We start from the raw sequence: 12,450 nt of genomic DNA on the forward strand, positions 1-12,450 counted from the left end.
ATTAATTTCATAGAAACAAGTAATCTGTGTTTTATTATGGTCTTTGAATAAAAAAACTCTTCATTTAAAAATGAACTACGCCTATAAATTCAATATCAATAGTAAGTAATACTGAAATTAATATAGTAGTTTATTTAAAAGAAGAGTAATTTAAAATGGTAGTCCGTGTAATAGAGTGAACGGAAATGATTATTTATTATTTTTAACGGTATCTTTTTGTTTAATTGCTTCTAACATTAATTTTGTCATACTCGCTAAATCATATTTTGGATCAAAGCCCCATTCGCCACGTGAACAACTTGTATCGATAGAATCTGGCCAGCTATCAGCAATACTTTGTCTAATAGGATCAACATCATATTCTAATTTAAATTCTGGATAATATTCTTGAATTGCTTCTTTTACCATTTCAGGATCAAAGCTCATTGCACTTAAATTATAACCATTCCTTGTTTCCAGTTTAGCATCGTCAGCTTCCATAAGTTTAATAATTGCATCAATCGCATCATCCATATACATCATATCCATATATGTTCCTTTATCAATGAAACTTGTATAGTGGCCATCTCTAACTGCTTTAAAGTAAATTTCAACTGCATAGTCAGTTGTACCGCCTCCTGGTTCTTTAACATGGGAAATTAAACCTGGAAATCTTACACTTCTTGTATCGACACCAAAACGTTTAAAGTAATATTGGCATAGCAATTCTCCAGCCACTTTATTAACTCCATACATAGTTGTAGGTTGCTGAATTGTAACTTGTGGCGTATTTACTTTAGGAGTTGATTCTCCAAATGCACCAATTGAGCTTGGCGTAAAGAAATGTAAGTCATATGTTCTTGCAGCTTCTAATGCATTCATCAAGCCACCCATGTTTAAATCCCATGCAAGAATTGGATTTTTTTCTGCAGTCGCGGATAATAACGCTGCCATATGCATTAAACTATCAGCTTCAAAGTCCCTAACCAACTCAAACATGCGGTCGCGATCTGTAACATCTAATATTTCAAATGGTCCATTTTGAACTGGTGAATCTGCTTCAGGTTCTCTAATATCCGTAGCAAGAACATTGTCTGTACCATAAATTTCTCTACATTTAACAACTAATTCTGTACCAATTTGTCCTAACGCACCAGTTATCATAATTTTTTTCATAGAAATATCTCCTTTGTCTCTTCTATATAGCCTTAGTCCATCACAAACGGACATAACATTCATTTTCACTATAATTATAATATAAAAGCGCTTACTTGTATATATGGCATGTACATATAGATTAGTTCGCATATATTAAAATTAATATTGATTTACAAATCATAAAAGCTCTTATTTGCAACTTCATGACAGATTCTTTTATTATTACGCTATACTTTATTAAACATGTGTTCACATATTTCTTAGCTGTTGAACTTCTTTTATGATATGTGCTTTTTTATAACCATGGATATCATGTAATGATTTATATGCTTTGAATAATTTTTCATATCGTTGTACTTTCTCAGCTTCCGGCTCAATTTCATATAGTATTGGCTCTTTCATCGCATCAATAGCCTCGTGTATAGAGTTGTGTGCTCCACCGCATACAGCTCCTAGTATAGCAGCACCTATTGCTGGTGCATATTCACTATCCATTACGACTAATTTTTTATTTAAAACATTGGCATATATATCCATCATAATTGCATTCTTTTTAGGTATCCCACCACAAGCGAATACTTTCTCTACTTCCATATGCCAATCTTGATATTGTTGCATAATCATCTTTGTTCCAAATGCAGTTGCTTCCAAATAAGCTCTATAAACTTCCTCATGTTTAGTTTGTAAAGTTAATCCAAAGAGACATCCTGTTAAATTGGTATCGCTTAATACACTTCTATTTCCATTATGCCAATCAAGAGCAACGAGTCCACTTTCTCCAGGAAGCTGATGTTCTATTTTCTCATTCATCAATTCAAAAACTGTGATGCCTCTTTTTTCAGCTTCATCAACATATGATTTTGGTGATTGTTTAGCAACATATTCAAACAAGTCACCTACTGCTGATTGACCAGCTTCATATGCATATAATTCAGGGATAATAGCTCCTTTAACAGAGCCTGAAATACCAGGAACTTGATGTTGTTTTTCATTTAACATCAGATGACATGTACTCGTACCAATTACCATTGTCATTTCTTTGTCTTTTTCGGATCCTATACCTAATAAGCTAGCATGTGCATCGATGATAAATGGACTTACCCTAGTTTCTTTTGACAGTCCTAATTTTCGAGCCATATTTTCAGATATTTTACCTACTGATTCCCCAATATTTACAATAGGTGCAGATACTTTTTCTTTAATAACTTCAGACAATTTAGGGTCAATTTTATCAAATAAATCATAATGAAATCCTGCAGTTTCTTCCCAAAATGATTTATATCCTAGCCCACAATTTGAGCGTATATTTTTATTAGTTAACTTATTAACAATCCAATCTCCTGCTTCCATGATATAAGCTGTTTTCTCTATAATTTCCGGTGCTTGGTTCATAACTTCCATAATTTTGGGAATCATCCATTCACTACTCACATTATACCCATAATGTCCTAACCACTCATTTTTGTTTTCTAAAGCTGTTTGATATAATTTTTCTGCTTCTTTATGTGCGCCATGGTGTTTCCATAATTTTACATAAGCATGTGGATTATTTTTAAATTGCTTTAAATTATGAATAGGATTAAGATATTTATCAGTAAATATAACAGTAGATGAGGTGAAATCTATACCAATACCAACAATCATAGCTGGATCTATTTTGGAATCAGTTATTAAGTGTGCTATACCTTCATCTATGATTTCTAGATAATCATTACTATTTTGCAATGCATATGTATGTGGTATTTTTAAACCATTGAGTTCATTTTCAATCACACCATGTGTATAATCTTTTACAAATTTTGAAACAACTTGACCGTTTGCTGTATTAATTAAAAATACACGCCCTGATGCAGTTCCAAAATCTATTCCAATACTATAAGACATTTTCTTTCCCCCGAATCTCTTTTAACTGCTTCTACTCTAGTAAGCGTTTTCTTAAATCATACTCGTAATAGACACTATTTTACAAGTCTTGCCTTAAAAATCGTTATAAAAAAGATCCCTCATAAAAATGAGAGACCCTTTTAGTTGATAATCAATTATTAGTCTTGAATAACCTTTAACATTTCATTAACTGCTAATTTACCTAACTCATTTGAAGCAAGTGGACTATCACCTGTAAGTAGCTTGCGATCTTTTAAAGTTTTACCTGTCATATCGTCATTAACAACTTTTAATCCTTGTTTAGTTAATAAATCAGCAACTAACCATTTCAAACGACCAGGTAAATATCCTATTTCAATATTAGCACCTTCATCTAGTGAATCAGGGAATACACAAACAGAGTATCCTTCTAATGGAGATTTATCTCTGTTAAGTCCTGCTGAAAGTAGTGCGGCTGGTCCATGACATAATGTAATTATAAATCGTTCATTTTCCAATGCCCAATCTAATGTTTGTTGAACATCTTCACTTTCTGAAATACCGACAACTGCAGCATGTCCACCTGGAATAAATACTGATAAATAGTCTGAATCTGGCCCTAGTTCATTTTTGATTACGTCAGATAATTTTTTAGGTTGCTTTAATTTTTCTTTTAATTTGTTATAAGTGCTCAGTACTACTTCGTCTTCAGTCGGCATAGCCCATAGTTCCAATTTAGCAGGGTAACCTGATAAAGTTGCAACATCAACATCAAAACCAGCTTCCATCAAATGATGTAAAGGTAATAACATTTCAACTGGATGATTACCAGTTGAGAACATTTTGCCGTTTTCTAACAATACATATCTTTCTTCTGCAGCAATCATCAATACTTTCCATTTACCTTCTTTATATGCATCTTTATGTTCTACACCATCAAAATCAGTTTTAGGTGCAGTATATTGACTTAATGAATATGGTGAGGGGAAAAACGCGTTATCTTCAGCTTTATCTGGAGTTGGTTGCTTACTTAAATTATTTACATCTTGTGACATAGCTAATTCCTACTTTCTCTCTATATTTAATATAACTATAGACAAATAATACGCTCATTAAACATTTATGGCAATGAATTAGCTGTCAGCCAAAAACATGTGTTTACTTAAACTTTCGCTATAAATTCTCGATTTTTTATCTTCTAACGATTTATTTTAAGTGGTAAAAGTCTTTTGAAAATTAAATTAGTTTCCAAATTTCTATTCAATATAATAAAAAGAAACCCACGCTATATTTTATCGTGAGTTTCTTAAGATATAACATTAAATTAAATTCATTTGTTTTCCAACTTTTTCATAAGCTGCAATTGCTTCATCTAACATTTCTTTTGAATGTGCAGCTGTAGGCATATTTCTAACGCGTCCAGTACCTCTTGGTACAGTTGGAAATACGATAGACTTAACATAGACGCCTTCATCTTTTAATCGTTTACTAAATTCTTGTGTTGTTTTTTCATCGCCAATAATCACTGGTGTAATAGGTGTTTCAGACTCACCGGTATTATATCCTAATTTCGACAAGCCATTTTTTAAATACTTGGCATTTTCCCATAACTTGTCATGTAATTCAGTTGAAGCCATTAACTTTTTAACTGCTTCTGTAATTGCTTTAGTATCTCCAGGTGCTAATGATGTTGAAAATAAAAATGGTCGAGACTGAACTTTCAACCAATCGATTAATTCTTTTGTACCTGCAACATAACCACCAACGACTCCAATCGCTTTAGATAAAGTACCTATTTGGAAATCAATTTTATCTTGTAAGCCAAAATGTTTAACTGTTCCAGCACCTTTACCCATTACACCTGAACCATGAGCATCATCAACATAAGTTAATAAACCATACTCTTCAGCAATTTCAACAATTTCGGGTAATTTAGCCACATCACCATCCATACTAAATACGCCATCAGTGATATACATCACTTTATTGTATTGACCTGATTCAACAGCTTCCTTTGCTTTAGCACGTAAATCATCCATATCTGAATGGTTAACTCGAATAATTTTAGCTTTAGATAAACGACAACCATCGATAATCGATGCATGATTAAGTTCATCTGATAAAATTGCATCATTTTTATTCATTACAGCAGAAATAGCAGCCATATTACAATTAAAACCTGATTGATACGCAATTGCTGCCTCAGTACCTTTAAATTTTGCTAATGTTTCTTCTAATTCATCGTGTAAATCCAAAGTACCATTGATTGTGCGCACAGCACCGGCACCTACACCATGTGAATCGATTGCAGCTTTAGCAGCATTTTTTAAATCTTCATTTGTTGCTAGTCCTAAATAATTGTTTGAAGATAAGTTAATATATAATTTCCCATTGATTTTAATTTTTGGTCCGTTCGCACCTTCAATTGTATCAATTTCATTGTACAAACCATTATCTTTTAGATAATTTATATTTTCTTCTAAAAATTCATGTAATGATTGAACCACAGTATATAATCCCCCTTTAGTATTGTTATGTAATACCCTAATCATACAGGAATTTTAAAAAACTTGAAAGCCTTATCAATTAATATGAAATATACTAAAGCAATCATTTGGAATGATAAATTCATTAAATGTTATACTATAATCAATATTTCAAGAAAGTAGTGATTAAGGTGTTAGATTGGTTTCAATTAGCTAATAGTAAAGAAAATAAAACAATTCAACTTAGAAGGTATTTACACCAATATCCTGAATTGTCATTTGAAGAATTCCAAACACATGATTATATTGTTAACCAATTAAGCCAACTATCATGTGATATTGAAACACCTATAGGCAGAAACGGTATTAAGGCAACATTTAAAGGTAATGGAAATGGTCCTACAATTGCATTGAGAGCAGATTTTGATGCATTGCCTGTCGAAGAATTAAACGATGTTCCTTATAAATCTAAAAATCCTGGATGTATGCATGCTTGTGGTCATGATGGTCATACAGCAATTTTATTGACTGTCGCTGAAATATTAGATGAACATAAACAATTATTGAATGGTAATGTAGTATTAATATTCCAATATGGAGAAGAAATAATGCCGGGTGGTTCACAAGAAATGATTGATTCTGGATGTTTAGAAAATGTAGACAAAATATACGGGACACATCTATGGAGCGGTTATCCTACGGGTACAATTCATTCACGTGCTGGCGCTATTATGGCATCACCTGATGAATTTAGTGTCACAATTAAAGGTCGTGGTGGACATGGCGCTAAACCGCACGAAACAATTGATCCGATTGTAATCATGGCTGAATTCATCTTGAGTGCACAAAAAATCATATCTCGTACCATTGATCCAGTAAAACAAGCAGTACTCTCATTTGGAATGATTCAATCTGGTACATCAGATAGTGTTATTCCAGATCAAGCATATTGCAAAGGGACCGTTCGTACATTTGATTCAAATATTCAAGACCATGTGATGCATAAAATAGATAAATTACTTCAAGGTTTAGCAATTGCAAATGATATTGAATATGACTTGAATTACATTAAAGGTTATTTACCAGTACATAATAATGAAATGGCGTATCAAGTTATTAAATCAGCAACAAATGACTTGCACTTAAGGTTTAATGAATCAGATTTAATGATGATTGGTGAGGACTTTTCACATTATTTAAAGGTTAGACCTGGTGCTTTCTTTTTAACTGGCTGTGGCAATGAAAATAAAGGTATTACTGCACCACATCATAATCCAAAATTTGATATCGATGAAAAGTCATTGAAATATGGTGTTTCAGTTTTCTTAAAAATATTAGAACTAGAACGCGTATTTAAAAGTTAACCAAATATAAATGATTATAAAGGTTTGGTAAATAAATCAATGAAATGCACCCTTCAAAGTAGACATTGAAAAAATGAAAACTTTGAAGGGTGCATTTCACAATGTCCTATGTTCTACAATGTTATATTGGCAATAGTTGACTGAATGAAAATGCGCTTGTAACAAGCTTTTTTCAACTCTAGTCAACCTTGCCGGCGGGGCCCCAACACAGAGAATTTCGAAATGAAATTCTACAGGCAATGCAAGTTGGGGTGCGAGGCCACAACAATGAGAAATTGGATTTCCAATTTCTACAGGCACTGTAAGTTGGGGTGACGGGGCCCAACAAAGAAGGTGATGGAAAGTCAGCTTACAATAATGTGCAAGTTCGGAGGGACAACATAATAAATACTTTTTCTTTAGAAATTAGTATTTATTATGTATGAGTTTTACTCATGTATTCCTTTTTTAAGTACACTTAGATGAGCTAATGTGTACGAACCACTAATGCTTTATTTTGAAGTGGTTCTTTATCATTTCGTTACCCCGCCTCTTATTTTTATTTAGTTAATTAATTTATCAGTTACATTTAAAAAGGCACTATGCCTTGCACTTGATCATGTACACATATTCTAAAAAGCAAAAAAAGATCCCTCAATCGAGGGATCTTCTTTTATATAAATTCTAAGAAATTAGAAATTATTTAATGATTTCAGTAACAACGCCTGATCCAACAGTACGTCCACCTTCACGGATTGAGAAACGAGTACCGTCTTCAATCGCGATAGGAGCGATTAATTCTACTTTCATTTCAACGTTATCACCAGGCATTACCATTTCAGTACCTTCTGGTAAGTGTACAACACCAGTTACGTCAGTAGTACGGAAATAGAATTGTGGACGATAGTTTGAGAAGAATGGAGTGTGACGTCCACCTTCGTCTTTTGATAATACATAAACTTCTGCTTTGAATTCAGTATGTGGTGTAATTGAACCAGGAGCAGCTAATACTTGACCACGTTGTACGTCTTCACGAGCAACACCACGTAATAATGCACCGATGTTGTCACCAGCTTCAGCGTAGTCTAATAATTTACGGAACATTTCAACACCTGTAACAGTTGTTTTAGATGTGTCATGTAAACCGATGATTTCAACTTCTTCACCAACTTTGATTTGACCACGTTCAACACGGCCTGTAGCAACAGTACCACGACCAGTGATTGAGAATACGTCCTCAACTGGCATCATGAATGGTTTGTCAGAATCACGTTCTGGAGTTGGAATGTAAGTATCTACAGCTTCCATTAATTCTAAGATTTTTTCTTCGTATTTAGCATCGCCTTCTAAAGCTTTTAAAGCTGAACCAGCGATTACAGGTACGTCGTCACCTGGGAAGTCATATTCGCTTAATAAGTCACGAACTTCCATTTCTACTAATTCTAATAATTCTTCATCGTCAACCATGTCAACTTTGTTTAAGAATACTACTAATGCTGGTACACCAACGTTACGTGATAAAAGAATGTGTTCACGAGTTTGTGGCATTGGACCGTCAGCAGCAGATACTACTAAGATACCACCGTCCATTTGAGCAGCACCAGTGATCATGTTTTTAACGTAGTCAGCGTGTCCTGGGCAGTCAACGTGAGCATAGTGACGTTTGTCAGTTTGGTACTCAATGTGAGAAGTATTGATTGTGATACCACGTTCTTTTTCTTCTGGAGCATTGTCAATCATGTCGTATGATTGTGCAACTGAGTCACCATTTTTAGCTAATACAGTAGCGATAGCTGCTGTTAAAGTAGTTTTACCATGGTCAACGTGACCGATAGTACCGATATTGGCATGTTCTTTAGAACGATCGAATTTTTCTTTTGCCATTATAAAATCTCTCCTATTCTGATTAAAAATAATATTTAAATTTATCTCTCATGATAGTTTCTCACCATCATGAGAAGATTATTTATAGCGATTGCAAAAAGAATTTTACAATTCTTTTATAATGCATTCATCCCAAAAAATCAAACTATAAAGATGATAGCTTAGAATTAAGCTCATCTAGTATTTTAACCTAGGCTAGCTAGTCAAAACAAGTTATATTATTCACCTTTATTTTTCTTGATAATATCTTCAGCGATTGATTTTGGAACTTCAGCGTAGTGATCGAAGTACATAGTGTAAGTACCACGACCTTGAGTGTTAGAACGTAATGATGTTGCATAACCGAACATTTCTGAAAGTGGTACATAAGCGTTAACAACTTGTGCATTACCACGTGGTTCCATACCATCAACACGTCCACGACGAGATGTTACGTCACCCATGATGTCACCCATGTATTCTTCAGGCATTTCGATTGTCACTTTCATCATTGGTTCTAAGATAACAGGATCACATTTTTTAGCAGCTTCTTTAAGTGCTAATGATGCAGCAACTTTGAAGGCCATTTCAGATGAATCGACATCATGGTATGAACCATCATATAATTTAGCTTTAACATCAATTAATGGATAACCTGCTAAGACACCATTTTCCATAGCATCTTTAAGACCAGCTTCAACTGATGGGATGTATTCACGAGGAACTACACCACCAACGATAGCGTTTTCGAATTCGAATCCTGCGCCAGTTTCATTTGGTGTGAATTCAATATGAACATCACCGTATTGACCACGACCACCTGATTGACGAGAGAATTTACCTTGAACTTGCGCAGATGATTTGAAAGTTTCACGATATGAAACCATTGGTGCACCTACGTTACATTCAACGTTGAATTCTTTCTTCATACGGTCTACTAAGATATCTAAGTGAAGCTCACCCATACCACCGATGATAACTTGTCCAGTTTCTTCGTCAGTGTGTGCATGGAATGTTGGGTCTTCTTCTTGTAATTTAACTAAAGCTTGAGTCATTTTATCTTGGTCAGCTTTAGATTTTGGTTCTACTGATAAGTGAATAACTGGCTCTGGGAATTCCATTGATTCCAAGATAATGTCATTTTTCTCACCACATAAAGTATCACCAGTACCTGTATCTTTAAGACCTACCGCAGCAGCGATATCTCCTGAGTATACAGTATCGATTTCTTGACGTGAGTTAGCGTGCATTTGTAATAAACGACCTACACGTTCACGTTTATCTTTAGTTGAGTTCTTAACGTATGAACCAGATGTCATTGTACCTGAGTACACACGGAAGAATGTTAACTTACCAACATAAGGGTCAGTCATAACTTTGAACGCTAACGCAGCGAATTCAGCTGAATCGTCTGCTTTTGCGATTACTTCTTCTTCAGGGTTGCTAGCACGGTGACCAATGATTGGTTTAACGTCTAGTGGTGAAGGTAAGTAATCAATTACAGCGTCAAGCATTAATTGAACACCTTTATTTTTGAAAGCTGTTCCACAAAGTACTGGGTAGAATTCTACGTTAGTAGTAGCTTGGCGGATAGCTTCTTTTAATTCAGCAACTGAAATTTCTTCGTCACCTAGATATTTTTCCATTAATTCGTCGCTAGTTTCTGCAACTGCTTCGATTAAGCTAGCACGAGCTTCTTCAGCTCTATCTAAGTGTTCTTCAGGAATTTCAATTTCTTCAATTTCAGTACCTAAATCATTTGTATATTTGAAACATTTCATTTCAACTAAGTCAATGATTGCTTCGAATTCGTCTTCTGCACCAATTGGTAATTGGATTGGCGCTGCATTTGCTTGTAAACGATCGTGTAATGTACTTACAGAATATTCGAAGTTAGCACCTAATTTGTCCATTTTGTTTACAAATACGATACGTGGAACACCGTAAGTTGTAGCCTGACGCCAAACTGTTTCAGTTTGAGGTTCAACACCTGATTGTGCATCAAGTACTGTAACTGCTCCGTCAAGTACACGTAATGAACGTTCAACTTCTACAGTGAAGTCTACGTGTCCAGGTGTATCGATAATGTTTACACGGTGACCTTCCCAAGCTGCTGTCGTTGCAGCAGATGTGATAGTAATACCACGGTCTTGTTCTTGTTCCATCCAGTCCATTTGTGAAGCACCTTCATGTGTTTCACCAATTTTGTGGATACGGCCAGTGTAATAAAGAATACGTTCAGTCGTAGTCGTTTTACCAGCATCGATGTGAGCCATGATACCGATATTACGAGTTTTTTCTAATGAAAATTCTCTAGCCATGTATTTTTTCTCCTTCCAGTTTATATTACTGAATAAATACGATAGATATGGCGATGCCCTAAGCATGAACGCTTAATGAAAAATCATTAATATAGAACACACTCAGGGTAAAAGCTTTTATCTTACCAACGGTAGTGAGCAAATGCTTTGTTTGCTTCAGCCATTTTGTGAGTATCCTCACGTTTCTTAACGGCACCACCTGTATTATTTGCTGCATCTAAAATTTCGTTAGCTAAACGATCTTCCATCGTTTTTTCACCACGAAGACGTGCATAGTTAACTAACCAACGTAATCCTAAAGTAGTACGACGTTCTGGACGAACTTCTACAGGTACTTGATAGTTAGAACCACCTACACGACGAGCTTTAACTTCTAATACTGGCATAATGTTGTTGATTGCTTCTTCGAAAACTTCTAATGCATCACGACCACTGCGTTGTTCAACTAAGTCGAATGCTGAATAAAGAATTCTTTGTGCTGTTCCACGTTTACCATCTAACATAATTTTGTTAATTAATTTAGTTACTAACTTTGAGTTATGAATTGGATCTGGTAATACGTCTCTTTTAGGTACTGATCCTTTACGAGGCATAATGTAAATCCTCCCTTCCTTATATTAAATATTTTAATTTTAAGATTTAGCTATGAACTAAATGCTTAGTTTTTAGGTTTTTTAGTTCCGTATAATGAACGACCTTGTCTACGTCCGTCAACACCTGAAGTATCAAGTGCACCACGTACGATATGGTAACGCACACCTGGTAAGTCTTTTACACGTCCACCACGTACAAGTACAACACTGTGTTCTTGTAAGTTATGTCCGATACCAGGAATGTACGCGTTGATTTCAATGTTATTTGATAAACGCACACGTGCATATTTACGTAACGCTGAGTTAGGTTTTTTAGGTGTCATTGTACCTACACGAGTACAAACACCACGTTTTTGTGGTGAGTTCAAGTCAGTAAATTTCTTCTTTTTACTATTGAAACCTTTATTTAAAGCTGGAGAATCTGATTTTTTGATTTTGCTTTGTCTTGGTTTACGTACTAATTGGTTAATAGTTGGCATGTGATATGTCCTCCTCTCTTCACTTTTTAATCCCACACATCCAGGTGGTTCATTTTTAAGTTAAATAAAATTTAGTAAGTACAAATACTTACTAATTCTCATTTAAGCAATGCTACAATTGTCGCATTGACATTAATACCTACATATTTACCTAAAGCATACTTGCTCTCGAAAAATGATACAGGTATATTTTTCTGATTGATTTGGCTTAACACGCGAGTCATTAAATATACTTCTACGTCTTTAGCAATAATCAAAGATGTAACTTGATCTTTCTTTAACGCTTTGAGCGTTTCTTTAAGACCAACTACAAAATGTTGTTTGTTAAAGCGTGCAACTTTTTCCTTAGACAATAATTTATCCTC

Annotated in this window: 10 protein-coding genes; 1 reads left to right on the top strand and 9 read right to left on the bottom strand. The window is 34.6% G+C overall.

Translation table 11 applies throughout. The annotated features are described in order from the left end of the window. Positions 1-189: 189 nt before the first annotated feature. From CD116_RS12270 to CD116_RS12285, 4 genes are all read right to left on the bottom strand, one after another. Entirely contained in the window at positions 190-1,155 is a 966-nt protein-coding gene (locus CD116_RS12270; RefSeq protein ID WP_047530140.1) for an NAD-dependent epimerase/dehydratase family protein, read from the bottom strand. Positions 1,156-1,386: 231 nt separating this feature from the next. After that, positions 1,387-3,021 (bottom strand): ribulokinase, encoded by a 1,635-nt coding sequence (locus CD116_RS12275; protein WP_047530138.1) that lies wholly within the window; start codon positions 3,019-3,021, stop codon positions 1,387-1,389. Positions 3,022-3,179: 158 nt separating this feature from the next. After that, positions 3,180-4,055: a glyoxalase III HchA gene (gene hchA, locus CD116_RS12280; protein WP_047550178.1), complete on the bottom strand. Its 876-nt coding sequence runs from the start codon at positions 4,053-4,055 to the stop codon at positions 3,180-3,182. Between the two features lie 264 nt (positions 4,056-4,319). After that, on the bottom strand, positions 4,320-5,507 hold the full coding sequence (locus tag CD116_RS12285) for a glycine C-acetyltransferase (protein ID WP_047550180.1): 1,188 nt from the start codon (positions 5,505-5,507) through the stop codon (positions 4,320-4,322). A 170-nt stretch (positions 5,508-5,677) separates the two neighbouring features. On the opposite strand from CD116_RS12285, the gene CD116_RS12290 reads away from it, so the two are divergent. Continuing rightward, entirely contained in the window at positions 5,678-6,850 is a 1,173-nt protein-coding gene (locus tag CD116_RS12290) for a M20 family metallopeptidase (protein ID WP_047530134.1), read from the top strand. A 678-nt stretch (positions 6,851-7,528) separates the two neighbouring features. Here CD116_RS12290 and tuf read toward each other — a convergent pair. From tuf to CD116_RS12320, 5 genes are all read right to left on the bottom strand, one after another. Further along, positions 7,529-8,713, bottom strand: coding sequence for an elongation factor Tu (tuf, locus tag CD116_RS12300; protein WP_047428308.1), 1,185 nt, complete (start codon positions 8,711-8,713; stop codon positions 7,529-7,531). 218 nt (positions 8,714-8,931) lie between these two features. Next, on the bottom strand, positions 8,932-11,013 hold the full coding sequence (fusA, locus tag CD116_RS12305; RefSeq protein ID WP_047428304.1) for an elongation factor G: 2,082 nt from the start codon (positions 11,011-11,013) through the stop codon (positions 8,932-8,934). Between the two features lie 122 nt (positions 11,014-11,135). Next, complete coding sequence (gene rpsG / locus CD116_RS12310; protein WP_001137495.1) at positions 11,136-11,606, bottom strand: 30S ribosomal protein S7; 471 nt, start codon at positions 11,604-11,606, stop codon at positions 11,136-11,138. Between the two features lie 65 nt (positions 11,607-11,671). Continuing rightward, a complete protein-coding gene (rpsL, locus tag CD116_RS12315) occupies positions 11,672-12,085 on the bottom strand; it encodes a 30S ribosomal protein S12 (protein ID WP_001142337.1) in 414 nt (137 codons plus the stop codon). A 98-nt stretch (positions 12,086-12,183) separates the two neighbouring features. Then, entirely contained in the window at positions 12,184-12,438 is a 255-nt protein-coding gene (locus tag CD116_RS12320) for a ribosomal L7Ae/L30e/S12e/Gadd45 family protein (RefSeq protein WP_047449898.1), read from the bottom strand. Positions 12,439-12,450 lie beyond the last annotated feature (12 nt).

Source organism: Staphylococcus schweitzeri (genome assembly GCF_002902405.1).
GTDB classification, from domain to species: domain Bacteria; phylum Bacillota; class Bacilli; order Staphylococcales; family Staphylococcaceae; genus Staphylococcus; species Staphylococcus schweitzeri.

What these genes read in the sequence shown, in the direction of transcription:
- tuf (WP_047428308.1), bottom strand. Translation starts at nt 8,713, where the DNA reads ATGGCAAAAGAAAAATTCGATCGTTCTAAAGAACATGCCAATATCGGT.
- hchA (WP_047550178.1), bottom strand. Translation starts at nt 4,055, where the DNA reads ATGTCACAAGATGTAAATAATTTAAGTAAGCAACCAACTCCAGATAAA.
- CD116_RS12275 (WP_047530138.1), bottom strand. Translation starts at nt 3,021, where the DNA reads ATGTCTTATAGTATTGGAATAGATTTTGGAACTGCATCAGGGCGTGTA.
- rpsG (WP_001137495.1), bottom strand. Translation starts at nt 11,606, where the DNA reads ATGCCTCGTAAAGGATCAGTACCTAAAAGAGACGTATTACCAGATCCA.
- rpsL (WP_001142337.1), bottom strand. Translation starts at nt 12,085, where the DNA reads ATGCCAACTATTAACCAATTAGTACGTAAACCAAGACAAAGCAAAATC.
- fusA (WP_047428304.1), bottom strand. Translation starts at nt 11,013, where the DNA reads ATGGCTAGAGAATTTTCATTAGAAAAAACTCGTAATATCGGTATCATG.
- CD116_RS12270 (WP_047530140.1), bottom strand. Translation starts at nt 1,155, where the DNA reads ATGAAAAAAATTATGATAACTGGTGCGTTAGGACAAATTGGTACAGAA.